Origin of the sequence: Microbulbifer agarilyticus (assembly GCF_001999945.1) — a bacterium.
GTDB classification, from domain to species: Bacteria; Pseudomonadota; Gammaproteobacteria; order Pseudomonadales; family Cellvibrionaceae; genus Microbulbifer; species Microbulbifer agarilyticus_A.
This window is the reverse complement of the sequence record NZ_CP019650.1, coordinates 2313945-2339493: the sequence shown is the minus strand read 5'-3', so window position 1 is coordinate 2339493 and position 25549 is coordinate 2313945. Positions and strand designations below refer to the sequence as shown.

General features: G+C 52.1%; 20 protein-coding genes and 1 pseudogene. 8 read left to right on the top strand and 13 right to left on the bottom strand.

From position 1 onward, the window contains the following. Nucleotides 1-34: 34 nt before the first annotated feature. Nucleotides 35-400: an SgcJ/EcaC family oxidoreductase gene (locus Mag101_RS09555; protein WP_077404022.1), complete on the bottom strand. Its 366-nt coding sequence runs from the start codon at nucleotides 398-400 to the stop codon at nucleotides 35-37. A 434-nt stretch (nucleotides 401-834) separates the two neighbouring features. Between Mag101_RS09555 and Mag101_RS09550 the strand changes: the two genes are divergently transcribed. Further along, nucleotides 835-3024, top strand: a complete 2190-nt coding sequence (locus Mag101_RS09550) for a M3 family metallopeptidase (RefSeq protein ID WP_077404019.1) — start codon at nucleotides 835-837, stop codon at nucleotides 3022-3024. 66 nt (nucleotides 3025-3090) lie between these two features. Here the strand turns inward: Mag101_RS09550 and Mag101_RS09545 are convergent, their stop codons facing one another. From Mag101_RS09545 to Mag101_RS09525, 5 genes are all read right to left on the bottom strand, one after another. Then, a complete protein-coding gene (locus Mag101_RS09545) occupies nucleotides 3091-4242 on the bottom strand; it encodes a low temperature requirement protein A (protein ID WP_077404016.1) in 1152 nt (383 codons plus the stop codon). 68 nt (nucleotides 4243-4310) lie between these two features. After that, entirely contained in the window at nucleotides 4311-4964 is a 654-nt protein-coding gene (locus Mag101_RS09540) for an SOUL family heme-binding protein (protein ID WP_077404013.1), read from the bottom strand. 144 nt (nucleotides 4965-5108) lie between these two features. Next, nucleotides 5109-6506: an MFS transporter gene (locus Mag101_RS09535; protein ID WP_077404010.1), complete on the bottom strand. Its 1398-nt coding sequence runs from the start codon at nucleotides 6504-6506 to the stop codon at nucleotides 5109-5111. Nucleotides 6507-6634: 128 nt separating this feature from the next. Continuing rightward, complete coding sequence (locus tag Mag101_RS09530) at nucleotides 6635-7960, bottom strand: MFS transporter (protein WP_077404007.1); 1326 nt, start codon at nucleotides 7958-7960, stop codon at nucleotides 6635-6637. Nucleotides 7961-8010: 50 nt separating this feature from the next. Beyond that, entirely contained in the window at nucleotides 8011-9021 is a 1011-nt protein-coding gene (locus tag Mag101_RS09525; protein WP_077404003.1) for a DUF1838 family protein, read from the bottom strand. Between the two features lie 226 nt (nucleotides 9022-9247). Here Mag101_RS09525 and Mag101_RS09520 point away from each other — a divergent pair, with 226 nt between their 5' ends. Both Mag101_RS09520 and Mag101_RS09515 read left to right on the top strand, forming a co-directional pair. After that, nucleotides 9248-11851 carry a TonB-dependent receptor gene (locus Mag101_RS09520; RefSeq protein WP_077404001.1) on the top strand — a complete coding sequence of 868 codons (2604 nt, stop codon included), beginning with the start codon at nucleotides 9248-9250 and terminating at the stop codon, nucleotides 11849-11851. A gap of 76 nt (nucleotides 11852-11927) precedes the next feature. Next, complete coding sequence (locus Mag101_RS09515; RefSeq protein WP_077403998.1) at nucleotides 11928-12596, top strand: NAD(P)-dependent oxidoreductase; 669 nt, start codon at nucleotides 11928-11930, stop codon at nucleotides 12594-12596. Between the two features lie 20 nt (nucleotides 12597-12616). On the opposite strand, the gene Mag101_RS09510 is transcribed toward Mag101_RS09515, so the two are convergent. Further along, on the bottom strand, nucleotides 12617-13303 hold the full coding sequence (locus Mag101_RS09510; RefSeq protein WP_077403995.1) for a TetR/AcrR family transcriptional regulator: 687 nt from the start codon (nucleotides 13301-13303) through the stop codon (nucleotides 12617-12619). A gap of 322 nt (nucleotides 13304-13625) precedes the next feature. On the opposite strand from Mag101_RS09510, the gene Mag101_RS09505 reads away from it, so the two are divergent. Beyond that, complete coding sequence (locus Mag101_RS09505; RefSeq protein WP_198039956.1) at nucleotides 13626-16433, top strand: peroxidase family protein; 2808 nt, start codon at nucleotides 13626-13628, stop codon at nucleotides 16431-16433. A gap of 115 nt (nucleotides 16434-16548) precedes the next feature. Then, nucleotides 16549-17289 carry a hypothetical protein gene (locus Mag101_RS09500; protein WP_077403990.1) on the top strand — a complete coding sequence of 247 codons (741 nt, stop codon included), beginning with the start codon at nucleotides 16549-16551 and terminating at the stop codon, nucleotides 17287-17289. 72 nt (nucleotides 17290-17361) lie between these two features. Here the strand turns inward: Mag101_RS09500 and Mag101_RS09495 are convergent, their stop codons facing one another. Together Mag101_RS09495 and Mag101_RS09490 are read right to left on the bottom strand one after the other, a co-directional pair. Next, nucleotides 17362-18231, bottom strand: a complete 870-nt coding sequence (locus Mag101_RS09495) for an NAD-dependent epimerase/dehydratase family protein (RefSeq protein WP_077403987.1) — start codon at nucleotides 18229-18231, stop codon at nucleotides 17362-17364. 260 nt (nucleotides 18232-18491) lie between these two features. Then, nucleotides 18492-19496, bottom strand: coding sequence for an isoaspartyl peptidase/L-asparaginase family protein (locus tag Mag101_RS09490; protein WP_077403984.1), 1005 nt, complete (start codon nucleotides 19494-19496; stop codon nucleotides 18492-18494). A gap of 227 nt (nucleotides 19497-19723) precedes the next feature. On the opposite strand from Mag101_RS09490, the gene Mag101_RS09485 reads away from it, so the two are divergent. After that, nucleotides 19724-20572 carry a hypothetical protein gene (locus Mag101_RS09485; protein WP_077403981.1) on the top strand — a complete coding sequence of 283 codons (849 nt, stop codon included), beginning with the start codon at nucleotides 19724-19726 and terminating at the stop codon, nucleotides 20570-20572. A gap of 98 nt (nucleotides 20573-20670) precedes the next feature. After that, on the top strand, nucleotides 20671-22104 hold the full coding sequence (locus Mag101_RS09480) for a M14 family metallopeptidase (RefSeq protein ID WP_198039955.1): 1434 nt from the start codon (nucleotides 20671-20673) through the stop codon (nucleotides 22102-22104). A 4-nt stretch (nucleotides 22105-22108) separates the two neighbouring features. On the opposite strand, the gene Mag101_RS09475 is transcribed toward Mag101_RS09480, so the two are convergent. From Mag101_RS09475 to Mag101_RS18140, 3 genes and pseudogenes are all read right to left on the bottom strand, one after another. Continuing rightward, entirely contained in the window at nucleotides 22109-22840 is a 732-nt protein-coding gene (locus Mag101_RS09475) for a pseudouridine synthase (RefSeq protein WP_077403974.1), read from the bottom strand. Nucleotides 22841-22938: 98 nt separating this feature from the next. Continuing rightward, nucleotides 22939-23217 carry a YchJ family protein gene (locus Mag101_RS09470; protein ID WP_232325208.1) on the bottom strand — a complete coding sequence of 93 codons (279 nt, stop codon included), beginning with the start codon at nucleotides 23215-23217 and terminating at the stop codon, nucleotides 22939-22941. Between the two features lie 66 nt (nucleotides 23218-23283). Then, nucleotides 23284-23337 (bottom strand): annotated as a pseudogene (locus Mag101_RS18140) (hypothetical protein); the annotation flags it as partial. A gap of 208 nt (nucleotides 23338-23545) precedes the next feature. On the opposite strand from Mag101_RS18140, the gene Mag101_RS09465 reads away from it, so the two are divergent. Then, complete coding sequence (locus tag Mag101_RS09465) at nucleotides 23546-23887, top strand: hypothetical protein (RefSeq protein WP_077403968.1); 342 nt, start codon at nucleotides 23546-23548, stop codon at nucleotides 23885-23887. On the opposite strand, the gene Mag101_RS09460 is transcribed toward Mag101_RS09465, so the two are convergent. Further along, nucleotides 23865-25517: a hybrid sensor histidine kinase/response regulator gene (locus Mag101_RS09460; protein ID WP_077403965.1), complete on the bottom strand. Its 1653-nt coding sequence runs from the start codon at nucleotides 25515-25517 to the stop codon at nucleotides 23865-23867. The genes Mag101_RS09465 and Mag101_RS09460 overlap by 23 nt on opposite strands. Between the last annotated feature and the right edge of the window lie 32 nt (nucleotides 25518-25549).

Sequence of the window (25549 nt, the reverse complement as noted above, 5' to 3'; positions counted from 1 at the left end):
GCGGGTGATGAAGCACACTCCGCGAATTCGGAATTTACTCGGGCATTGCGGAGGAGTGGTGCTCCACAATCAGCCAGCGCTGACCATTCCAGCGGTACATAAAGGTGTACCGGGCCTGCACAACCGCGCCGTCCGCGAAGCTGAAGGTGTATACGCCGGAGTTGATGGCGAGCTCACCAAAAGTGCGGATATTCGCTTCGTCGATTTTTCCCTGAGGACCTTTGGCCAGGAAGTGCACGAAGTAGTCTTCGATTTCTGCGTGATTGTGACGAACCTTGTTCGACACGGTCGGTAGCAGGATGCCATTGCTCTCATACAGCGCAGCGACATTTTTCGGGTTTCCAGTCTGCAGCGCATTGTTCCATTCATTAAACAGCGCCAGGATTTCGTTATCGTTCATTCTGTAACCTGTATCTCGGAGGCTATCTGGGGCCGATTGATGGCCAAAAAGTGTCCAGATTTTTAAGGTGCTTTCGAACCGCGGCTGGTCGGTCACGGAATCGAAGGGAGGCGATGATACAGAATACAGCGGCACATTAAAACGTCGTGCCTGTCTGTGGCTGTAGCGGTAATTGACACTGCTGTGGTCGGTGAAGCGGTGAGGCCAAGTGAATACTTTCCGGGTTGTAGCGACCACAATAGGCCTATTGCCGACCGGTCAAGAATGCCAGACTCCACTCTCCTGATTTTTGTAAAAATCTGAACAAAAACAGATAATTAGGGTCTGTGAGGCCTACGAAGAAAACATTAAACGACTGTACCAGCAGTTCTGCTTGGCCCCGATTTCGAGTTTTTAGGTTTTCATACTCGTTTTGACGTATATCGGAGAATGACATGCGTAAATCTCTTCTAGCTGTAGCCATTGTGGCCATTGCAGCCTGTTCTGAATCGCCCAAGAACGATTCTTCCAATTCGGCACCGGCGCCGGAAGTAGAAAAGATACAGGCGGCGAGCGACGTGACTGCTGAGGCAACACAAGACAACCCGTTGCTGACTGCAAGTGAGCTGCAATACCAGGCTCCGGATTTTAGCCGCATCAAAGACGAACACTTTGAACCTGCATTTGAGCAGGGTATGGCTGAGCACCTGCAGGAAATTGAAGCGATCACGACAAACTCCGAGCCGGTAACCTTCAACAACACTATTGTGGCGATGGAAGAGGCAGGCGCTCTGCTGACTCGAGTCTCCCGCGTGTTCTTTAACTTGACTGGCACCGACAGCAATGAAGCTCGTCGCGCACTGCAGAGTAAAATGGCCCCGCGTCTTGCGGCCCACTCCGACAGTATTTATCTGAATGCGGACCTGTTTGCCCGTGTGGAATCCCTGTATAACCAGCGCGTAGCACTGGAGATGGATCCAGAGTCCGAGCGCCTGCTGGAAGTTTATTACGATAACTTTGTTAAGGCCGGGGCCAAGCTAACTGCGGAGCAGAAAGACACGCTGCGCGCGCTGAACGAAGAGCACTCCACGCTCACTACCCAGTTCAGCCAGAACCTGCTGAAGCTCAGTAAGGCGATCGCTGTTGTGGTCGACGATAAGGCTGAACTGGAAGGTCTCTCTGATGCGCAGATCAAGTCCGCTGCCGCAGCAGCCAAAGCGGCCGGTCACGAAGACAAGTATCTGATCAGCATTACCAATACCACTCGTCAGCCGGTGCTGACTTCACTGAAAAACCGCGAGCTGCGTCAGCGTATTTGGGAAGCTTCTGCAAACCGTGGTACTTCAGGTGAGCTGGATAACCAACCGATCGTGCAGCGACTGGTGCAGATCCGTGCGCAGAAAGCTGGTTTGCTGGGTTACGACAACTGGGCCGAGTATCAGCTGGTAAACACCATGGCGGAAAAGCCTGAAAGCGTGATGAACATGCTGAACTCCATGGTGCCGTCAGTAGTGAGCAATACCAAGGTTGAGCAAGCCGCGATCCAGACGATGATCGAAAAAGAAGGCGGCGACTTTGACGTGCAGCCTTGGGACTGGGCCTACTACGCGGAAAAAGTACGTCAGGCGAAATACGACCTGAACGAAAACGAAGTGCGTGAGTACTTTGAATTCAATCGTGTGCTGCACGATGGCCTGTTCTACACCATGAACCGTCTGTATGGCATTCGTTTTGAAGCTCGTCCGGATCTTCCTGTATACCATCCGGATGTACAGGCGTTCGAACTGTTTGATCACGATGGCAAGAGCCTGGCAATTTTCTATGCCGACTACTTCGCACGTGAAGGTAAGCGTGGCGGTGCTTGGATGAGTGCATTTGTTGGTCAGTCTGGCCTGCTTGAGCAGAAGCCGGTTGTGGTCAACGTGATGAATATCCCTAAGGGCCCGGAAGGTGAGCCGACACTGGTGAGCTTTGACCATGTAACTACGATGTTCCACGAGCTGGGCCATGGTATTCACGGCATGTTCTCCGACGTGCGCTACCCGACTCTGGCCGGTACCAGCGTATCTCGCGACTTCGTTGAGTTCCCGTCTACTTTTGAAGAAGACTGGGCGAGCACGCCAGAAGTTCTGGAAAACTACGCATTCCATTACAAGACTGGTGAGCGGATTCCTGACGAACTGTTGGCCAAGGTATTGAAGGCGAAGAACTTTAATATGGGCTTCGATACTCTGGAGTACATGTCTGCAGCGCTGTTGGATATGGAATGGCACTCTCTGCCGGCCGACTCTGAACTGCAAGATGTGGCGGAGTTTGAAGCCAAGGCGCTTGAGAAGCACGGTGTAGACCTGCCTGCGGTACCACCGCGCTACAAGTCTACGTACTTCGCTCATTCCATCGGCGGCGGCTACTCTGCGGGTTACTACGCTTACATGTGGAGTGAAATTCTGGCGGCAGATGCGTTCGCTTACGTGAAAGAGCGTGGCGGTTTGACCCGTAAGAATGGCGACTGGTACCGTAAGAATATTCTTGAGGTGGGCAACTCTCGTCCGCCGATGGAATCTTACAAGAAGTTCCGTGGCCAGGAGCCGACTACCGACGCGTTACTGGTTCGCCGCGGCTTGAATCCACAAGGCGGAGAGTAAGTCAGAAGGCCGTACAGAAATGTACGGCCTTTTTCTATCCCTAGTGTGTTCAGCTCTTTGAGCGCACTACTGGTTTCGCGGTATGAGGTAATCCGTTACCGGATGACGTCGGAACATGCGGAACGACATTACGACATAGATCAATGATCCCGCGCTAATACCCATGAGCGAGTACTGGATGTTTGGCAGAAATGTACTGCCCACCGTAATCGCCAGGCACACCGTTGAATTGAGGATGATCCCTCGTCGCCAGGGTGGAAAGAGTTGCCAGTAAGGTAGCTGCTTGCCGATGTAAAACGCCACCATGCCGCATATTGCCAGTCGATTGAATGTAGTGCGGTTCATGTCGTCGACAATGGTGTACTTGATCATTTCTGATAACAACAGAAGCCCCATACACAGTAAAAGGTGGGAAAGAGTTAGCAGGTTGCCGGATGACAACCTCGAAGCACGCTCTAGTAATGGGAAGGCGTCGTAGTAGATCCACCAGAATCCCCAGGCCATTGCAAAACCACTGACCGCGGCGCCGACTCGTAATGGGGTCCAATCGACTTGCGAGAGGCTGCCGACGATGGATATGACGGACTCACCCAGCAAAATGATGATCATCAGGCCAATGCGTTCAACCAGATGAGAGCGATGCACAGGGTGTTGGCAGGCGTTGTGACGCAAATACCCCTGCCAGCAAATGTCGATGACGATACCCAAATAAAACACGATGTACTGTACTGGGCCATCCAGGAAAAATGCGAACCCACTCACTAGTGCACCGCAAGTGATCGACTGGGCAAGTTTGCGGGCGCAGCGAAGCTCGTGCTTTTGTTTGTTGTACACCGCGAAGTACATGCCTGCCAAAATCCAGCGTATCACCACATAAGTCATTACATATGCGTCGAATTCTCCCGATAAACTCCGTTCCGAGTAGGAAGAGAGCAGCACAACAAGTGCCATGATGAGTAGTGCGATGATTCGGTGGATACGGTCGTCCTGATCAAAGCGGTTTGCATAGAGGGTATGGGTCATCCATATCCACCACACTGGGATAAATACCAGCGGAAAACGGAGTAGTTGCTCAACGGTTAGGTGGCCATGCACCGTGTGCGCGAGGTCGTTAGAGACGGCGCTGATAACGGCGACAAAAACCAGATCAAAAAATAGCTCGAGCCAGGTAGCTCGCCGATTGTCGGCTTGGGAGAGCGTACGGTCGGTTGCTGGCATGGTGCGCAGCTATACGCTCAAGTTTGACGATTGCGGTGGAAGGCAAGGTGTTGTCATCAAACTGCTCGTTAGCTTCTCGGCTCTACTTCAATTGCCACTTCATTGACGCGCATCAATGGGAGCGAGAAGGGAGAGTTGTAGCGGTTAAAAATGGGCGTGCCTTTTGTGGTAAACCCTGCTGTGCGCAGCGCCTCTAGTAGCCTGCGTTCTTCAGCGCGATAGCGCTCCTGGCTCCAGCCACCGCGATAACGGCGAACCGCTATCATACGCTCGGGAATTTGTCGCAGAGTCACTGACTGATTGTTCGGTTTTGGCAGAGTTTCCATGGTGTACTCCGCTGGCATGAAAAAATTCACCCGGTAGCGTTGCTTGCCGTTTGGGCTCGATTCTACTGTGGTATCCGCAGTGGGTTGCTGTGCCACTGGTGCGGTCATTGCGATCTTTTCACTGGCCTGCTGTTGCACCGGCGCAGTCATCGACATTTTCTTCTGGCTTAAATTGTTACCGAAGATGTAGTCCGCCAGTAAACGGAAGGCCAAACCGCTGGCATTTTCGAAAGTGGATTCCACTTCGACCTCGGCGACGATCTGTGGGGCGTAACGTCGCAATTCAAAGTCTGAATGTGTCTCAACCACCGTGTGCTGAGGTGTTTCTATTGCCGAAGCCATGGTTGCTCCCAAAAATCCGATCAGGGCAATACCGAGACGTACCAGGTGCCACATGATGGCTGCCTCCCAAAAAGCGCTGTCACTTCAGGATAGTACGGGGCGGCTGTTGGATCGGATTGGTATCTGGCGCTGCGACTATTTCGAGGTGGTACACCATATAGAGCGCAGAAATAGGGTGGTCAACCGTCGCAGTAATACTTATTGGGTGGGCTTAGTGTTGGGCTTTTCACGCTTTCCACCTACATATAACAAGCAAACGATTAGTCCGGCCAGCGCTAGATAGGCATTCACCGTAAACGCACGATCAATTCCCGTAGAAACATCGGGTGCCATAGCGACGATCGTGGTATTCATGCCGAGCCCGATGGCACCGCCGGCAATTTGGAACATATAAAGGATGGCACCTGCGAGGCTGGCGCGACTTGGATGTACCACGGTGATGGCGGCGGTTGTGATGGTCGAGTAGAACAGACCGATGCCGGCCCCCAGTACGACCATGCCAAAGATCAGGGAAGAATACTGGGTATCTTTGGTTAAATGGGAGAGCAAATACATGCCACCTCCCAGGCAGATCGCCCCCGCCGAAACGATGATTTTCGCCCCCAGCTTTTCGTACAAATGCCCGGAGATAAACGACGTGAGGCCGAAGGTGACCATCATCGGCAACAGGCCCGCGCCCGCGCGCATGGCGGAGTAATCACGAACTTTTGTAAGAAACTGCGGGATATACAACAGCGCCGCAAAGAACACTACGGATAGCAGTAATGTCGCGAGGCCTGCGGCAAAGAACTTGCGGTTGCTCGCAACATCTTCGGGGATCAGTGCGTTCATTCCCGCGCGTTTCTCAACGTGCAGGAAAATGGCCATAAAGATGAGGAAGCCGCTGAGCAAGCCGATAATCAGAGGACTTTTGAAACCTAGGTCGACCACCATATCCAGAGCCAGCAACAGGCCAAACAGTGATAGTGAAAGACTGGCTACACCTCGGTAGTCGATGCGCTCTTTTAAGTTGTCGGGTCGGTCGTCCGGAATTTCCTTCCAGCAAACGAACAGGGCGAGCGCGGCAATGGGCAGGTTGATAAAGAAGATCCAGCGCCAACTCAGGTAATCGGTCAGTGTGCCCCCAAGTAGTGGGCCAATAGCGTTGGCAATACCGCATACCGTCATGATGAGCCCGCCGGCGAGACCCGCGCGATCGTCCGGCATAATCTGGTATGTCATCCCGAGAACCGCTGGCCAGATCATCGCCGCGCCAATACCCATTAATGCGCGCGACACGAGCAGCATCGAAATGTCGACCGCCAGACCGCCAAGCAGAGAAAATACACAGAAGATAAAGGTGCCGAGAAAGAACATGCGCCGGCGGCCAAACATATCCGCCAGGCGCCCTCCGGAAATAATCAACACACCGAATACCAGTGCGTAGCCATTAATGACCCATTGGGTCGTGGTGATATCGGAGTGGAATTCTTTCTCCATGGCGGGTAGCGCCACAGAGAAAGCCGTAAAGTCATTGGCAATCAGGAAGATGGCAAACGTAAGGGCCATCAGGCCAAGAAACTGTGATCTAGACAGTGGGGTTTTGGTGTCTGCCATGCTCTGTCGCCTGGGGTGTCGCAGATGATTGTCGGACGTAGTAGATGAGGCTTACAGAGTTTGGTTCAAAACTGGAAAGTTGTGCGGGCGAATTACCTGATAATCGAGGGATGTACCCCACCCACAGGCTAAGCCTGTGGGTCGGTTTCCAGTGTTGTGATGGGTGCCGCTAGCGGTTTAGATGTGCGTAAGCGCAAGGCCAGCGCCCAAAGTGCGACCACGAGCGCGAAAATACCAAACAATACGAACGGGCCAGATTCGCGCCAGCCGTCAAACAGGTAACCACCGACCTTGGTTGCGATCAAGATCCCCAAAGCCCCGGTAAAATTGAACACTGCCACAATTGGGCCGCGAAGTGATTCGGAAGCGCGCTCGTTAATCAATACGCCGCTGGCGATAATACAGCCTACTTCACCCATCCCAATAAATACCGCGCAAATCATCATGGTTTGGCTGAAGGGATCCGAAACGAATCCGGTCGCCATGTAGCCCAGAGCAGAAATCAGTAGGGCAACAACCAGAGCGCTGACACGATTAAGCTTGTCCGCCATTATGCCAAATAGCGGTGCGGTCATTAGCGCAGTACCTTGGGCGATTACTACCATGTTTGCTGCTTTTTTCAGCGCTTCGGAAGTTTCCAGGCCCATGACCTGTGTTCCGTAGTTGGTGCCCCAAAGAGCAAAGAAGGTACCGACAATTGCCAGGTTTCCACGAGCAACGAACGATGCGCCATACGCGAGAGCAATCGCTGGGTCTTTCGCCGCGGCAAAGCCTTGCTTCAGTTGCTGTACTGCTGGTTGCTTTTTCTGGGCAGAAGTTGGCCAGTCACGGCGAAGGCCAAACCACATGTAAATAGCGGCGACGATACACAAAGAGGCACCTACCGCATATGCCAGGGTGCCTGCTGCAATTGGATCATAGCCTTGCGATTGGAAAATACTTGGCAGGCGCAACAAAAGAAAGATTGTGAATACGGCACCAAGGCCATTCATAATACCTTGCATGCCTGCCGCTTTGCCACGCGACTCATCTGAAAAGTAGTCACCGATGAGCATCACCACAATGCAGGTTATGGCGGCTAAGCCACACGCGCAGATGATTCTGGCCAATAGCACTCCGGCATACGAATTGGACAGCGGGAACGTAAATAGGCCTACGGCAGTCAACAAAAATCCAATGACCATTACCACGCGTCGACCGCGCCGGTCCGCCATCGGGCCAAATATCAGAAGGGAAATCATTAAGGCAATTTCGCCCCAAAAGCCCAAATCACCCGCTAGACGGCCGTGCTCCGATTCCGGAATGTTAAGGAACTCGATAAACAAGTAACCGAACATTTGCGGTGCGAAGGTCCCCATTGCAATCAACAGGAAGCTCGCCACATAAAATGTGATGATGTGTCGGGGTATTGTGTTTTGCGATAAATTCAGCCAAAGAAATCGTGATGTTGTCATGTTTTTATATCCCGATGGCAATGATCTGGTTTGATAATATTTATATCGTGTTAATCACTAAATACTTCTTTGTTGTCTTGGACTTTTTGATTGTCTGCCTCAGGAGCAATATCTCTCGCATATGCCTCCCAGGTTCCAATTGGAAAACCATCATCCCAGTCGGTGCAGGGTTCAAGGTATTCCGGGTGATACTTCTCCGTATACTCCAATACCGAACGCGGAATATCGGCATATCCATTATTCGACTTGTGTGAATTCATTCGCCCAAAAAGCACCCCGTCGATACCGCTTTGGCCCATCTTCATCCATGGCCACCATGGTGAAATTCTGGAAAAACCGGAAGAGAATGAGGCAGAAGGGATATCCCGATCCAACATTTCATGCAGCGGTGATGAAAAGGTAAAGTGCTCGGAAGGATTTATGTAGGTGCCTGTGCTCGCTTTGGGCCAGAGTTCTGGCGTGACCGGGTTGCGGTAACGATGCGTGTAATCCCACTCGAGCGTGATGTTATTCCCAAACTGCTGCCACGGAAGAATAAATGGAACCGAGCCATCTTCGTTCACGATCGCGGTGGCTTCATTCATCAGTGTAGGGGGATCGTCACCATCTCCCATATTAAACTTGGGCATCACCGGTGTGAGTTCGCCGCGAATCCGGTCGTTAAGGAAGTTATAAACTTCGACTCGTTCTCCCGTATAAGGGTTTAACCAGTCTCGTAGTATTTTTCCGTTCGCTGGGTCATAGAAGTACCCGGTTTCTTTACCCCTGAGTCTTACATTACCGTTGGCTAGCAGCCGCGCCTGAAACTGCCCGAGACCGCAGTAGCCAAATAACGGCTTAGCCCTTTGCGTACCAACCAGGCCAAACATCAAGCCATGAAAAGCAGAAAATACTGGCTTTTCATCATACGTTGCCCACAACTTTCCAAATGCATAAAGGTTGTCTTTGGCGTCATTCCAGTCGAGAGGTTTTGCGGTGAGTGGAATCTGGCTCCGCGGAGAAAATTGATATTTATCATTTTTTCGCAGAAACCGCCGCAATAAATTCGAGAAGTCGCTCATGATACTCAGCCCTTTGAATGGTTCCCATTCGATATTTGCCGTGAAATCTGTAACTGCAAGACGGTGTTGTCAGAATGTGCGAAATAAATTTTCAATCGAGTATTGCGTTATGCGTTGGACAAGTCAATAATTTGTGAACCTGAAGTCACAAGGTGACGCATATAGCCGAAGTTTTGCTTTATGCCCCACATGAGGTTCCGATTTTTATAAGAAGAGGAGCATTGGGATGTATAGCTTTAAGAAACATGCACTGGCTGCCGCGGTAGCTGTGAGCATTGCACCGGTCGAAATTCTCGCTCAGTCAACGAGCGAATCCGTAGAGGGTATCGAAGAAGTCGTCGTTACTGCCCGCCGTCGGAGTGAGAGCCTGCAAGAGGTTCCAATTTCCATCTCGCCAGTAACATCGGAAGAAATCCAGCAAAGGGCCTACTCGGGTCTTGAAGACATTGCTGCGGCTACTTCTGGCTTCACCTATGAAGGGTTCTCCACCAGCGGTACAAACGGGAATGCCGTAATTCGGGGGATGGCTCAAACCTTCACAACTGCGCGGACGCAAAACGTTGCCTTCTTCTTGAACGGTGTTCATTTGCAGCGACAAAGCATGATGAATTTCGGCCTTGTCGATATGGAGCGTGTTGAGGTGGTTAAGGGGCCGCAGAGCGCAATGTACGGCCGCAACGCGTTCGCTGGTGCGGTGAACTACATTACTAGCCCTGCCACGGATTCCCTGGAGGCAAGTGTCTCAGTAACCGCAGGTTCCGATGAGCGCCGGGATATAAAGGCACTTGTCAGTGGGCCGATTATCGAAGATTTACTATATGGCAAGATCAATATTGCCGATTCGACTTACGATGGTCATACACGGAATGCGCATCCATTTGCGGACGCTGATGTGCCCGGTCCGCATACCAATGGCAAGCTCGGGGGCTGGGAAGATCAGACGATTTCCATCGCATTGGCATTACGCCCATCGGAAAATCTGGAAGTAAAACTTGATTATTATCGCGCCGAAATTGAGCGCGAGTCTCAGCCATATTATGTGATGTCTGGCATCGCGAATAATGCTTGGGGCTTCACTGCCTATAGTGATATGAATTGTAATCCGGTAACCCGTATGTCGTTCCTCGGGTTCCCAATGACAGCAAATAGCTGGTGGTGTGGAGAGGTGCCTACTGCACCCACGACCGCTACAGATAACGTGCTGGCTCCATTTGCGCCCGATGACACCGGCCACAATGCAATTACCGTCGACCCTCGTTCTATCGGGGCAGTAGCGGAAACTGATGTTGCCAGCCTCGCCCTGAATTACGACTTTAGCGATAGTGTTTCCCTTTCATATCTCTATGGCCGAACAGGCAGTGATTCACTAACTAATGGTGGTTCGGCAGACCGAGATCCGCTCACCGGTGTTGGCACAACCTGGGATACATTGATGTTCCCTGTACCCGGTGGAGGTATGCAGGTCGTACCACAGATCGCGTACACCAACAGCTTTAGCGGTCGCCCGATTTCTACCCTGGAAAGTGACTCGCACGAGTTGCGTCTGAATTTCGAAGGGGAGACATGGGAAGGCGGAGCCGGTGTCTATTACAGCAGTATCGACGATGAGAGCTATGACCTGACGCTGTACATGCCGCTCTGCTCGACATTTAACGCTGGCTACGATTATGGAATATCGGGCCAGGCAGCTTGTAGTCTGCCGGCGGATGGAAGTGTCGGATCGCCGCTTATGGGGGCGCCTGACCCGGTTTCGCAGCGTCTGGGAATGTGGCATGGCGCTGAGTCCAAGCATACTTTGTTCGATGACAATGTGTTCGCCCTGTTCGCAGAGGCTGCGTACTCACCAACTGAGAGCCTGACCCTGCGCGCGGAGATGCGTTATACCGAAGAAGACAAAGGTATTAGACGCTTAACCGATGGCTTCGGTGTGCCTGCAAGCCTGCCGTTTTCTGGTGTTGTCATTCCAGAAGACCAGGAGACCTTCCATTACTTTACCCCTCGTTTGACCGCAGAGTATCAGGTAGACCCGGATCACTTTGTTTATGCCTCGGCTGCAATGGGGGTTAAATCTGGTGGGTTTAATAACACTAATGATGTGGCCAAGCTTACATACGATGAGGAGCAAAACTGGACGTATGAACTCGGCAGCAAGAATACCTTCCTGAATGGTGCATTCCAGCTGAATGCCGCACTCTACATGATTGATTGGGAAGACTTGCAGACGTCGCAGGCGCCAACTACCGGAACCGTAGGGGATACCATCCTAATTGCCAACACGGGAGACGCAGAGTCAATAGGCTTTGAGATCGATGGCCGCTGGTTGCTCGGTGACAGCTGGAGTACCGACTTCACCATGGCGTGGGCAAATCCTGAATATGATGATGGTGTGGAGTATGAGGAGGGTGCGCGCTTCATCAACAGCGGATGCCTCCAGCCGATTATGGTTACGCCTGATCAGGCAGTTCCCTGTGGTGACCCCGACGTGGGTGGGAATCAGTTGGCGCGTACCTCCGAGTGGCAGGGTAGCGTTGGTATTAACTATCAGGCGGAAGTGTTTAATGGCTGGTCGTTACTGGCCCGTTTAGACACTAACTATCAGTCGAAACAGTATGTGACCCCGCTCAATTTGGCGCACACCGGCGACAGAGCGATAACCAACGCCAATGTTTCTCTCGCTGCACCGGAAAACTGGCGGTTCAATATTTGGGGTAAAAACGTTCTTGACGAAGAGTACGTCGGTGGTGTTTTCGTCTTGAGTCAGTTTAACAAGATGATTATCGCTACCGGTATGGGGCCGTCATACGGAGCCACCGTTAGCTACGACTTCTAAATCCACTATGCCAGGAGGGCGAGCTGCGAAGTGCTGCGGTTCTGCCCCCTGGCTTTTCTATATGTGGTAAAGAGCGATGGATAAGCTTGAAGAAGAAATAGGTAAGGATGCGCGGAAACTCATCGTTTTTGGGGCGTCCGGACGGACAGGGCAGCACTTTGTAAGGCAGGCCCTGGATAGCGGGTATTTCATAACCGCGTGTGCACGCAATCTCGCTGCTATTGATATAGAGCATCAGAGGTTGCACAAAGTGTATGTTGATATTCACGATATGAAAAGTGTCGAGCAGGCGTTTCAGGATACGCATGATGCGGTCGTACTGACACTTGGTATTTTTCATAAAACGAATGAAACTCCGCTGGCGGATGGTACCGAGAATATTATTCGTGCGATGAAAGAGAAGGGGTTGAGGCGATTGCTGATGCTCTCATCTTTGGGGGTTGGGGAAAGTCGTGGGCAGGGTAATTGGGTTGTCGCTCTGGTTACCCGGTTTATCCTGCCCTACGTACTACGTGACAAAGAAGTGCAAGAGACATTAGTAAAACAATCCGATCTGGATTGGACGATTCTTCGCCCCCCACAACTGCTAGGTAAAGATGTAGCTCGGCCATACCAGATCTGGCAGGGAAGTCCTACCGGAAAACGAATCCGCTGGAAAGTATCCACGGGTGATACTGCACGAGCTCTTTTGCAGCTGGTACAGGATGAAAAGTCTATTGGTCGTGCGTACCAGATTTCCTATTAGGCGGTTTAGTAGGTCAGAGCCTATTCATCGAGAAACCGGTCAACCAGCATATCGGTAACCTTGGCGACTCGTTTCCAACTGGCGTTTTTAGTCAGATCCATCCCAAAGCAGTTGGGACTGGAGACCTCTCGCATGCACAAGTAGTTGGTCATGCAATAGAAAACAAGAGCCAGGGAAACCAGGTCCTCTTGGTGGTCTGTACTGATTTCGCGAAAAATTTCAGTTAATTCTCTGGCGATACGATCACTGGCATCCTCCAGGATGACAGTGATTTCACTTGGGTGCATCAACTCGCTGGCCATTATTCGCGTGATGACGGGCCTTTCACGCAATGCCGCAATGTAGTTGTGTTGTACCAGCCTAAACTGTTCCTTAACCGACAGTTCCGCAAAAGCTGAGATATCTCCGCCAATGAGCTCTTCCGCCGTAGGCCAGTTTGCACTGCGCTCAATCCATGCCTTGACCAGGCCGGGCAGGCCGCCAAAGTAGCGATAAATGAGCTCCTTACCCACACCGGCCTCTTCAACCACACTGTTTACGCCGATTCCATCGGGGCCGTCACGCACCAATAATCGTTCACAGGTGTCGATTAATAATTGTTCGGTTGCTGGGCGGTTGCGCTTTGTGCTCTCGCGCCGGGGAGCAGGCGCTTTCTTTCTGGTGCGCTTGGGCTTTGTGAGGGTCGGATTATCGGATTCTCTAGTCATAACGCTAAATCAATTTAGTTTTGTTCTTTGAATCGGTGCCGCATTGCCTTTCATACGTGTTTTATTCCACATTCATTTTGTGGTCAATATCTCATTGTTGACAGGGTGGCGCGCTACTCTACCTGGGAAAATATCTTTTGATAAATGTCATTTCTTGCTGCAATCTTACCACCTATAGTGACTTCGAAGTCAATTGTATTGACTTTCAAGTCACCAGAGGTGTGTCTTGCTATTGCTGTGGTCTGGTGATCTCAATGGATTTCAGTGCGCGAAATTGCGGGCTGGATTCGGCATAAAAATTTTGGAGTCTGCTATGAGAATAATGAGTAAATCATTAGTAGTCGCCGGGATCGCAGCTGTAGTCAGTGCCTATGCGTACTCGGTGTCAGGTAATACGGGGGGAAGCTGTGATGCCAGCGCCGTCCAGTCTTACGACGGGACCTGCAATAACCTGGCTGAGACTGAGTGGGGGGCTGCGGACCGTCTGTACACACACGGAAGGGAAGGGAGCGAATATGCGGAAGATGGTATTTCTCCGTGGATCGAAGAAAAGGAGCTGAGTCCAGACGCGATTAATGAGCGCGAGATCAGTAACCACTTGATGGCCAACAAAACTGGTGTGTCGCTGAATAGTGACTCACTACTGTCCCATAACGTTTTGTGGATGGGGCAATTTGTTACCCATGATACGTCAAAGATCGATCGCGATCGATTCTCACATCCTTACTATACCGATACGATTCCGCGCTTGATTTTTGGCACTGACCCTCAAAACCCTACCACGGCGGATATCTACCAATGGTTGGGTGTCCACCCGAATGACCCATCAAAGTGCCTGCCGCAATTTGATGAATTCTTCCAGTTCGTACCGTGTGCCAGCAAGATTCCAACGCGGGACATCTCCATTGAAATGGCGCAGGACTATATTGATAGCAACGGTGTACCGGGTATCCCCGTTTTGTACCCTGATGCGCCCGAAAACGAGATCGCGCGTATCATGTTCTCGCGCAACCCGCTGTTGCCATTCACCGGGTCGGTGTCTAGTCCAGTAATTGTGCATCCTGACGCGATCTATGAAGTGCACGATGGCCGTAAGGAGATTCGTAACCGGATCAATAGCTGGCTGGATTTATCGCAAATCTACGGCGATTCGGCTGCGATAAACGCGGACTTGCGTTCCAAAGCGAACCCTCAGGATCCATACGGGCCGCGTATCCCCGTTGGTGGTGGTAAGCTTGCGACGTATGATTATGTTGGCGAAGATGCAAAAACTGTTTTGTATCGTCCCAACCCGGAGCTGAAGGCGGACCTCTATGAGTTCTTGCCTACTGCAGAAAAAATTCCTGCACATCCGCGTCCAAATGATCCGACCCGGGCATTTAATCCTCAAGACGAGTTTCTTTCCGGGGATGACCGGGCTTCAGAAAATCTTCAACTGTTGACTTTCCACCTAGCATTCCACCGCTATCACAATCGTGTTGCGGACCAGATGGCACTCAGGTATTCCGGTGATATTGCCGGTATGGCGCCGGATGTGGCTGACGAGTTCCTGTTCCAGAAAACTCGTCGCTTTGTGGTCGGTGTTTATCAACATATTTTATTTGATGAATACCTGCCTGCGCTATTCGGTTCTCAGTTTGATAGCTTGATTGGCGAATACACGGGTTATGCCGATGATGTAAATCCGGATAGTAATACCAATATGTGGAACTCTGCCTTCCGCTATGCCCATAGCTCTGTACCGAAAGAGTTCTTGATTTACGATGAAAATGGTCAGAATGTCATCGCGCCACACGTGGTGCTTGATTATTCGGATCCCCAGGCTCCGCCAGTGGCAGAGTTTGTTGATGTGGTAAACCGGAGCTTTATCCCTGAGTTTGGAACCCAGAATGTGCCGGGTCTTTCTCAGAGTGGTCCAAATCCACCGTTTACGGTGGCGAACCACGTTGCGTTGCACAGTACTCAGGGTATGGGAATCGCCAACGTTATTCGCTCCATGAGCCGAACGATTACCGCTAACATTGACCTTATTTATGAAGACAGTGTCCGGGACGTCGTTGCTGCGCAAAGTATGATTAACGCGGGCATTGATTTGGCGGCAATTGATATCCGTTCTGCGCGTGAGGTGGGGGTTCCCGACTTTAACCGCCTGCGTGGAACGTATCTTGGTAAGACGATCTACCAGAAGAGTGGTGACGACGACGGCTGCCGTGTATGGCACTTGCTCTACCCGGACGATCCTATTGAATGCTTCCTGGAAATCACTTCGGACCTTGAAGTGGCTGAAGAGCTTCGCGCACGTTACCGCAAGGTGTATAACGTCGAGGGCCTACTTGGCTTGTTGGCGGAAGATAAGGTTGAGGGTTCACCGTTGCCATCTACCATGGCACGCATGATTGCCCGCGAATTTAACCTGAAGCGTAGCGCTGACCGATTCTGGTATGAGCTCTACTATGCAGACGACGCGGATACTTTGGCAGAGATTAAATCTGTTTCCATGGCGGATGTGTTTATTCAGACCGCATGTGGTGTCGGCGAACCCGGGTGTGCGTTGCAGAAGTCAGATCTGGGTACCCCCAATGCCAATGGTTACATTAATGCCTTCCTGGTAGACCCATCGATTGAGCAAATCACCTACGAAGCCGGTGCTTGCGTGCACGCTGGATTCTATCCGAATCTGGATAATCCAGAGGATGCCAGCCTGGCCAGTACTTTTGTAGCGTGTTCTGAGAGCTACTCGCGTGATGCCTGCGAAGTATCGTCCTTCGACGGTGATATTACCGGTGATGGTATCCCTGACGTCACGCCTTTCCAGTCCGTGTTCCTTGGTGCGGGCAGACCTTATGGTGAGCAGCTATGCCCCGACGTTCTGGAACCACAACACGTGAACTTCCAGTTTGGTCCTCAGGCGGTAATGCCTGCGGTAGGTACCTGTCGCCAGGGCTTTATCCATACCCGTGACAAGGTCTACGGCTTCCCCTTCGGTGCGCCTTTGAATGTTGAAGAAGTCGAGCGCTGGTGTACCAGTGATGGTAAGAATTTCCTCGCAGGTGGTTTGTTCGGGGAGTGGGTTGACGGTGCGGAGCCTTCTCCGGGTCCCAGTGCCTACCCACCTCCCGTGCGCAATTAGGAGAAAGAATTTGCTAGTGTTGTTGTCTAGCAAATAGAGGCTGCTTGAAGTATATGGGTGCCCTTTGGGCACCCCTTTTTCGTTTGTATCAGGTCACAATTTAAAGGATTTCATTATGGATATGGTGGAAGCTGGTGCTGAGACTCGAGTGATTGACGAATTTGCAACGGGTTTTGAAGGGCAGATCGTGTCTGCGCTGGGACTACGACTGAGTGACGAATTTTCAGATCTTGCAGTACTAAAGAATTTGCAGGGAACGGAAATGGGGTTTGCCCGGGTGTACACGCATGATGGCGGGCTGATCGAGAAGGCAGCATTTATGTCATTAACGATGATGCCTGGAATGCGATACTTCAATATCCATGTGATTCCGAGCCCGGAGCTGAATATACCTCGATTCAGTTTTGAAGGAATGCTTAACCCAAAGGGTAGCCAAATATCGATTGATCTCTATCCTGACCTCGATGTAATGATGAACCTTGATTACTTTAAGAGACGCTATCGCAGAGTTGAGAGTGTGTATCGCGAGGCTCGATTTGATAAACCGATCGAGACAATTGAGGCCTCGCGAATGGCGCATATGCGAGCTTGTTGTTCTCCGTATTTTCTGCTTGCCTACGGTGTTACCCCCGAGCACTTAGCGGATTTTTCCCGCTATGCACAAGCGTATCTTGCGGATTGGCTAGATATATGCGCGAACCCGAAAAAGAATACGCCAGCGGAGACGCTCGTGCGCAAGGTGCGTCGCGAGCGCATTATGCAGGCCATTATTGAAGCTGATCCAGACCGGGATAAGGTCGTCATGCTGTTTGGTGAGGAACTGACCCAGAGAATTGAGCAGGCAACGATGCTTTGATTAGAGTCGAAGGGTTGGGGGCGCGGCGCTGTAGAGCGCCGCAGCGGGTATCCAAGTCATTGAAAGACGTGTTTATGCTTGGGTTTCCACGTTAGCGATATAGTGTGCATTAGGGTCACCATGCTTCACGCGATAGCCGGTAGAGTAGATCCGGGCGGCAGAAATCTTGCGTGTGGGTGCCTTGATGTGCCCGGTAAATTCGAGTGGCGATAGTTCCTCTGCTTCACAAATTGCGTCAAACACGGTTTTATTTGTGGCTGGTATCCGTTCATTGTCACAGACGTTGTAAATACCTTTCAGTCCTGTCGCTACCACGTGCGTGACCGCCGATACCACATCTTCAAAATGAATTGCATAGAGTAGCGCATCCGCACCAAATATCGCCTTTCCATCAAAATAGCTATGGGCGAGTTTTACTCGCTGGGGAAAGGACAGATCACCAGGGGCACCGTACATATCCGGGAAGCGTAATACACAGCCATCGCTGCGAGTAAGAATGGCTTGCTCCGCTTCCTGATAGTAGCGAGAAGAGGGCTCCTCATGGTTACCAGTTGGGGTTTGTTCGGTAATTACATCGCTGCCGTCACCGCCATCGCCGTACACCGAAAATGAAGACAGGAATATCAGTCGCTTACAGTTGCTCGCCGCATTCTGACAGGTTTCGACCAGAGTTTGGTGGTAGTGACGGTGACGCTCGTCGAGCGTACGGGTATTTTTAACGTTGGGTGCAACAGTAACAATGATTGCATCGCACCCTGTAGCGGCAAGTGCGACCTTGTCTGCTTCGTGCCCCTTTAATACCGCCACATCGTCGGCAAATTGCTTTAATTCATCAATTTTTTCGGGGGTTGTGGTGGTGCCGATTACCTGGTGTCCCTGTGCACGCAAGCTGCTTCCAAGCGCTCGTCCAACATGGCCCATACCTAAAATGAGAATTTTCATAACTGCCTCCAATTGAATTGTGTTTTCACCCACTAGGCACGAGACAGCTTGCCCTTGGTGTTTATAGTGATACTAGAGAGCCACTTGACGTATACATTGACGAAAATCAATTCAAGGTTGCGGCGTCAAAGAGGGCGACGAAAGGCGCGACAGACTGCAACGTTTAGCCGTCTTAGAGCTTATTGTAAGGGCCTGCAGTGCGACGATTTGATCGAATGGGTTACGATACGCGTAACCCGTTGTCGACACTTGCAGGTTGTTCAGGGAGATTTCATCTCGTCATTGTAAATCGCCACACCTGAGGTGTTGTCCGACAGGCGCCATGCACGGTACATACCCTCGGTATTGAATTCCATTGCGATATTGCCGTCCCGGTCCATTGCAACGATACCGCCGGTACCGCCTGCGGGAAGTAAAATGTCGTGGATCACTTCGCGTGCAGCGGTGGTCAACGGTTGGTCGCGGTAGAGCTTCCTGCTACAGATATCTGCAGCAACGTGGTAACGGATAAAGTATTCCCCGTGACCGGTGGCGGAAACGGCACAGCTATTGTTATCAGCCCAGGTGCCGGCGCCAATGATGGGGGAGTCACCCACACGGCCCCAGCGTTTTGCGGTCATTCCACCGGTGGAGGTACCGGCAGCGAGGTTGCCATTCTTGTCGAGCGCGGCTACACCTACGGTGCCGTATTTATAGTCGCTATTCTTAACATTGAAGGAGGTGCCTTCCGCCTCCATTTTCTGCTTCGCTTTCTCCAGTTGCTGGAGGCGGAATTCCGTATCGAAATAGCTGTTTTTCACTTGCGGCAACTGCACGTGGCGAGCGAAGGCGTCAGCCCCAGAACCTGCCAGCATGACATGGTCAGACTGGGTCATAACGGCCTGAGCAGCCAGGATCGGGTTTCTGACCGTTTTTACCCCTGCGACGGCACCGGCATTGCGATTGCTGCCGTCCATTATCGAAGCATCCAACTCGTGCTGGCCATCATAGGTGTACACAGCGCCTTTACCGGCGTTAAACAGGGGAGAATCTTCCAGAATGATGATGGCAGTGGTGACGGCCTCTATGGATGAGCCACCATTTTCCAGCACCTTGTAGCCTGCATCCCGGGCTTCCGCGAGCTTTGCGCGAATATCGGCCTCCTGTTTGTCCGTGAGTTTGGCGCGGGTGATGGTGCCAGCCCCGCCGTGGAGCACTAGCCCAAATTTCTCCGCCCAGGCTGGTACGGCAACAAACAGGAAAGCGAAAAGCAGCAGGTGTTTCATAGTTCTCAACTCTGGTGAATTGCCCCGGTATCCCCGAGGTGATTTGCCTAGCCTCATACGCGGACATCATCTATCGGCGCTAGTGATAGGTGGTGGTTTCCATTGCCGCGCGACCTGTGATTACCTTACCCCAGCTTATGGGCCTTAGCGACCTTTGTGATTTTCCCGGTCATTGCGGATACCGTAAATCTGAGGGACTAAAGGTCAGAGGAAGGAGGTGGATTGTTATGAGTCGAATGTGGCTAACCATGCTGCTTTGTGCAATGTTAGTTCCGACCGCGCAGCTCGCTGCGGAAGGCTCCGATCATGAGTCGCTAGTGCAAGGTTCGGATTGGCAGGCGCTGGAAGCGCTCTGGTCGCAAGCAGAGAGGGATTCCGGGGAAAAAGGCATTTTGCTCGTTCTATTTCCCGGCTATTCGGTTGAGCGTGAATGGGCGGAGCACTGGGGCTCGGCATTACTTCAGCAGCCTGCAGCCAGAGCGGTTAGCCTAGCCTGGGTGTTTGCCGGGCCGCGTAGCGTTTTCTATGAAGAGCGAGAGTTACCGGTCGCGCCCAGTGTCGCCCGGCTGCGCAGAGATCAATCAATACAGCGAATTGTGCTTGTCGCACATTCCAGCGGCAGTTTTCCAGCACATCAGTGGCTAAACCAGGTGGCCAGAGATTCGGTACTGCGAACTCGCTTTTTGAATGCCGTTACCTACATAAACCTTGATGGGGGATCCGGCGAAGGCCTTCCCGGGGGCGATTTGGCCCTTGGTTCGCCTGCCTTGGAGTTGCTTGAGCAGGGGCTGGCAGTGGCGGCGAAAGATGTCGTGACCGGAAGTCACTCGTCTAATAGCGCGGATATGCTGGCACTGGCAGGCCAATACCCAAGCATATTTCAATATCTCTCATTGGAAGTTGATTCCGGATGTGTAGAAGGTGCCGGGTGGTGCCTGCACGACGCGCTTATTATCCGGCGCCCATACAACACACAAACGTTTGATTTACGTCGTGATTACACCGGGTTTACTAACGAACGGCCGGTAACGATCGGTTGGTGGCCGGAAGCGGCTGATGGCGACAGGCAGCGATAGCGATACGTATAAACGATGGTTTTTTTGGGGGGGGTAACATGGGTAGTTCTTTAAGGTTGGCAAGATACATAAATACTCGGCTTTGGCGATTGATGGGTATGTCGCTGGTGTTGGCTGGCATCGTTGTTTCCGGGTGTAGCAAGAAGGAACCAGTTGCGGATGTCGACGGTGACGAAGATACCGCGTGGGCTGAGAGCGTGATCGATATGGATACCTATCAAAAATATAAGATCCCTGGGCTAGATCAGCCTGTGATTCGCCAGTCAGACATACTGCCGCTGATTGAAGGACTTCGGCAGAAGCCATTGCTCACGGTAGAGCAAGTCGGCGAGTCTTACGAAAAGCGGCCGCTATACAGTGTTGCACTTGGCAGGGGGGCGACCAGGGTCATGCTGTGGTCGCAGATGCATGGCGACGAACCGACGGCAACGCCCGCACTGTTCGACCTGTTGAATTACATTACTGCACCAGAGCAGGCTGCATGGCGTGACCAGTGGATGGACAAGCTCAGCTTGCTGATCGTGCCAATGCTGAATCCCGATGGTGCCGAGCGCAACTCACGGCACAATGCGCAGAGCTTTGATATCAACCGCGATGCTAAAGCGCTGCAGTCGCCCGAGGGGCGGCTGCTGATGCAACTGACGAGGGACTTCAGACCGCACTTCGGTTTTAATCTTCACGATCAAGGCGGCTACTACGGCGTGGGCGATAGCGGTGAGGCAGCGACAATCTCGGTATTGGCACCCGCATTCAATACGCAACGCGATATTAACGAGAGTCGCGGGAACGCGATGCAGCTGATCAGTGTCATGGTCGATAAAATCCAGCCTGCCATTGGTGCCAATATTGGCCGCTATGACGACACCTATGCCTGGCGCGCTTTCGGCGATACTTTCTCCGAGATGGGGATCAGCACCATCTTGATTGAATCAGGCGCGCATCCGGGTGATCCCAATCGACAAGTTGCGCGGCACATGAACTTTGCAATGCTGGTAACGGCTATCGATAGCATCGCATCCGGATCCTATTTGTCCGCTTCGCGCGCGACTTATGACGCTATTCCGCTGAATAAAGACGATGCGTTAGTCGACCTCAAGATTCGCAACGTGCGAGTCGGGGAGGGTGATCTCGCTTATCGTACAGATTTGGCAGTTCGCAAACGGTACGGGCAGATCTCGGTTGTGGATGTGGGTGATTTGTCGAATTTAACTGGATTCCTGGATTACGATGCGAGCGGCGCTTGGTACCAGATGCCTAAGGCATTTGTACTGGATGCGGGAGCACCAATTGAACTGACGGATGAGCGCTACATGGCGCTGCTCCGCGAAGGCGTCGCCTACTTTGAAGGGGACGAAGCATCGCTAGTCAAAGAGACTCAGCTGCCTGTGGTGTTAAACCCCCAGCGGTTACAAGGTGAGCTGCCCGGTAGACGGCGAAATGCGACCTTTCTACTGGCCGATACCAATGGTGTTAAGGCGGCCATTTTGGATGGCGAGTTGGTAGACGTAAGAGGGTTCCAAAGCGCGAAATAGAAAGTTAGCCGGCAGGCAGTCGCCAGTCAAATTGTTCGATGAGCGACATAAAACAGCCTCGAGGTGGGGCGACTAACTCCAGTCTTTCCTCTAGAACCGGGTGTTGTATCGACAGCCGATAAGCGTGTAACAGCAGTCGCGCACAATGCAGTTGCTCTGCAAAAAAACGGTTGTGGGTGGATTTGCCGTATTTCGGGCAGCCAATTAGCGGGTGGGACAGATGTTTGAAATGTCGGCGGATCTGATGGCGGCGTCCGGTAACTAGTTCAACCTGCACCAGAGAGTAGCGACTGCTTGGGTAGCGATCGACGGCAAATGGTAGTTCTACCGTATCAAGACGTTTGAAATGGGTGATGGCTTCCTGGCGAGGTAGTTCGCTCTTCGGCCGTTTGCGCTGGTGTTTAAAGTCCGCAACCGGGGGCAGCGGATGGTCGATAATGCCCTGTTCGGGGCAAAACCCGCGGCACACCGTAATGTACTGCTTAACGGAAGTATCGCTGTCCAGCTGTGCTTGCAGCTTTGCCGCAGCGTCTCCGCTCTTGCCAAAGACGATGACCCCGGAGGTTGGTTTGTCCAACCGGTGTACCGGGTAGAGGTGCTGGCCTACCAGATCACGCAGGTATTGCAGCAGGATGCGATCTTCGTGCTTATCGATATCCGAACGGTGCACCAGCCATCCCTCCGGTTTATAGGCGGCAATCAGGTGATCGTCTTCGAAAATCAGTTCGGGCGTCATCGGGAAGGGAAATACCGGAATGTGCGATTACAGGGAGTATAGGTTGCCGAGTGCTGCGGCGGGCGCAAGGCCGCTGTAGAAGATAGCGCTTCGTTCTGTCAGTTCCAACTGTCCATTGGTTCCACATATACCCAGCGCTTTTTGTACAGCTTGAACAGCGATATTTCGTGCAAAGCATGCTCCATGCCTTCATCTTCAAACCAGGCTTTAAATTCGACTATCGATTTCTTTAGTCCCTTTTTAGCCTTAATAATTTCCAATCGCAGCCACTTTGTTTGTAGATCCTGCTCGCTGAGCTCCGGGTAAGTGTCCGGGTGCCAGCTCTTTTTGAGGTACGGCAGGTTACCGGTCACATAAGCGCTGTAGCGACTGCGCATCAGAGCTTCTGCGTTGTTTGGGTAGGTTTTCCCGGATAGGAAAAGGTCACAACACTGGGCGAAAGTTTTACCTGAACCGCAGGGGCATGTTGAGGGTGTCTGGGGGCTGGGTGTAGTCATGGCTGAGTCATATTTGGGCGTTTGGGCATCATATCAGGCGTTGTATCGACTTTTTGGTCATCAGCGCTCACTGTGCGATGCCGAGTGTATGTCTGTGTCGGTCTAATGAAAAGCCCGCCAGAGCTGCTACGCTTAAACTCAGTTCCCCACGAAAGTGTGGAAGGGTCGTATCTGTTGTCGATTTGGTAAATGGCCGAGAGGGTTGCCTATGGGGCGCAGCTATAAGGTGTCCATGAGTAGTTTGGCAATATCGTGTGCGATGTTTGCTGGGCTGGGTTCACTTGCGGCGAATGCCGACGATGACAAGGAATCGGTTGGTCAGGGGCAGCCGGGGGGAGGGCAGAGCCCGTATCTCAGTTTTTGTCAGGAGCGCTTCTACGAAGAAGACGATGGCATTATCCGCTGTAATTGGGCGGTCAACTTCAATTTGGCCTGCTTCGTTTCCTACCCTTCGAATGTGGTTGTCCAGGCTGGATCACTTATCTCCAAACCCGAGATTATCGGCGAGTGCGATAACGGAGAAAAAATCATAAAGATTGTTCATTACTAACTAGCTCGGGTGACTTTTGATCGTCGCTGAAGAGCAGGGCAATGCGCTGCTCCAGCTGCTCGTAGGTAAATGGCTTCTTGATACAGTCCAGAATGCCGTCTGCCAGAAGTTCCTGAACCTTACTTTCCACGCTGTAACCGGTAGATAGAATTGCCTTAATCGTCGGATTAATCTGTTTGAGTTCGGCGAAGAGTTGCTGCCCGTCCATATCCGGCATGATCATATCCAGCAGTACCAAATCAACCGCAGCGAAATTACGCGTATAGTACCCGATGGCTTCCGGCGCTGAGGCGAATGTCGTTACCTTGTGGTCATGCATTTCAAACAGGGTCTTTGAATAATTCCGCACAATGGCTTCATCATCCACCAGCATAATGTGAATGGGTTTCCCACAGGGCACCGGCTTTTCGGTGCTTTTGCGATCTACCTTGTCTGTAATAATCGGCAGAAAAAGGTCAAAACAGGTACCTTCGCCCAGCTCCGAGTGGCACCGAATGGCGCCCTTGTGCAAATGAATGGTGCCGTAAACGGCCGCGAGCCCAAGCCCGGCGCCGCGGCCGCTGGCCTTGGTAGTGAAGAAGGGTTCGAATATTCGTTGGCGGATTTCTTCCGCCATTCCTGTACCGGTATCACTGACGTTGATGCGTAAGTACTGCCCCGGTTCAAGCTGGAAGTCCGAGATGGACAGGGGGTTTTCCACCGTCATATCGCTGGTGGTGAACACGAGTTCGCCACCGGAAAGCATTGCGTCCTTGGCATTAATGCCCAAGTTCAGCAAGGCACTTTTCAGTAGCGCAGAGTCGCCCTTGATGTGGGGGGAATTCGCGCGCAGGTCCTGGCGGATTTCAATGCGGCGATCAATCGTGCGTTTCAGCATCGCACATACGTCGCGCACGATGTCGTGGGTATTGCACTCATTGATTTGATAGGAGCCCTTGCGGGCGAAGGTCAGCAGTTGGTCGGTGAGCTCTGCGGCATGATGGGCAGTGTTTAAAATCTGATTGGCATACTCAGAAATCTTGGCGTCGAAGCTTGTCTGATGGATGACTTCGGCAAAGCCCGCGATACCGTGCACCATGTTGTTAAAGTCGTGGGCAATGCCCCCAGCCAACTCACCGATGGCCTGCATTTTCTGTGCCTGCCGTAATTCCTCTTCGAGCAGTCGCTGTTTGGTGATATCACTGCCAATACTCAGAACCCCAATGGGCTCATCGTTGTCGTTGGTGAGCAGTTTGTTGGTCCAGGCTACCCAGACCCGGTCCCCGCCTTTGGTAATGTTTTCGTTAATGTTATAGCGGTGTTCATCGGGGTTGTTGCAGATATGGTCCATAAGCGGACGAAGGTCGCGGCCCGTACTTTCATTTTCGGGGACGATTGTCCCAACCACGTGCCTGCCGATGATTTCTTCTTCGGAGTAACCAAAGAACCGCTGCGCGAACTCGTTAAAGAAGGTGATTACCCCGTTGCGGTCCCAACGGAGGATGATGGAGTTTGCGTGTTCGACGAGTTCTCGATAGCGCTCTTCGCTTTTGCGCAGGGCTTCGTACATCTCCTCGGAGGACTGAGGCAAATCGACATCATCAGCCGCGGCACTCTCCGGTCTGGTCCCTGTTTTGTTATTAGTATTCATCCGCCCTTCCTGCGGTATGGGAAAGCTCCTGT

Bases quoted from the DNA above. Each gene is read 5' to 3' on its own strand.
- Mag101_RS09495 (WP_077403987.1), bottom strand. From the start codon at position 18,231: ATGAAAATTCTCATTTTAGGTATGGGCCATGTTGGACGAGCGCTTGGA.
- Mag101_RS09540 (WP_077404013.1), bottom strand. From the start codon at position 4,964: ATGTGGCACCTGGTACGTCTCGGTATTGCCCTGATCGGATTTTTGGGA.
- Mag101_RS09535 (WP_077404010.1), bottom strand. From the start codon at position 6,506: ATGGCAGACACCAAAACCCCACTGTCTAGATCACAGTTTCTTGGCCTG.
- Mag101_RS09530 (WP_077404007.1), bottom strand. From the start codon at position 7,960: ATGACAACATCACGATTTCTTTGGCTGAATTTATCGCAAAACACAATA.
- Mag101_RS09490 (WP_077403984.1), bottom strand. From the start codon at position 19,496: ATGAAACACCTGCTGCTTTTCGCTTTCCTGTTTGTTGCCGTACCAGCC.
- Mag101_RS09520 (WP_077404001.1), top strand. From the start codon at position 9,248: ATGTATAGCTTTAAGAAACATGCACTGGCTGCCGCGGTAGCTGTGAGC.
- Mag101_RS09460 (WP_077403965.1), bottom strand. From the start codon at position 25,517: ATGAATACTAATAACAAAACAGGGACCAGACCGGAGAGTGCCGCGGCT.
- Mag101_RS09515 (WP_077403998.1), top strand. From the start codon at position 11,928: ATGGATAAGCTTGAAGAAGAAATAGGTAAGGATGCGCGGAAACTCATC.
- Mag101_RS09545 (WP_077404016.1), bottom strand. From the start codon at position 4,242: ATGCCAGCAACCGACCGTACGCTCTCCCAAGCCGACAATCGGCGAGCT.
- Mag101_RS09465 (WP_077403968.1), top strand. From the start codon at position 23,546: ATGGGGCGCAGCTATAAGGTGTCCATGAGTAGTTTGGCAATATCGTGT.
- Mag101_RS09485 (WP_077403981.1), top strand. From the start codon at position 19,724: ATGAGTCGAATGTGGCTAACCATGCTGCTTTGTGCAATGTTAGTTCCG.
- Mag101_RS09500 (WP_077403990.1), top strand. From the start codon at position 16,549: ATGGATATGGTGGAAGCTGGTGCTGAGACTCGAGTGATTGACGAATTT.
- Mag101_RS09470 (WP_232325208.1), bottom strand. From the start codon at position 23,217: ATGCGCAGTCGCTACAGCGCTTATGTGACCGGTAACCTGCCGTACCTC.
- Mag101_RS09505 (WP_198039956.1), top strand. From the start codon at position 13,626: ATGAGTAAATCATTAGTAGTCGCCGGGATCGCAGCTGTAGTCAGTGCC.
- Mag101_RS09475 (WP_077403974.1), bottom strand. From the start codon at position 22,840: ATGACGCCCGAACTGATTTTCGAAGACGATCACCTGATTGCCGCCTAT.
- Mag101_RS09555 (WP_077404022.1), bottom strand. From the start codon at position 400: ATGAACGATAACGAAATCCTGGCGCTGTTTAATGAATGGAACAATGCG.
- Mag101_RS09550 (WP_077404019.1), top strand. From the start codon at position 835: ATGCGTAAATCTCTTCTAGCTGTAGCCATTGTGGCCATTGCAGCCTGT.
- Mag101_RS09525 (WP_077404003.1), bottom strand. From the start codon at position 9,021: ATGAGCGACTTCTCGAATTTATTGCGGCGGTTTCTGCGAAAAAATGAT.
- Mag101_RS09480 (WP_198039955.1), top strand. From the start codon at position 20,671: ATGTCGCTGGTGTTGGCTGGCATCGTTGTTTCCGGGTGTAGCAAGAAG.
- Mag101_RS09510 (WP_077403995.1), bottom strand. From the start codon at position 13,303: ATGACTAGAGAATCCGATAATCCGACCCTCACAAAGCCCAAGCGCACC.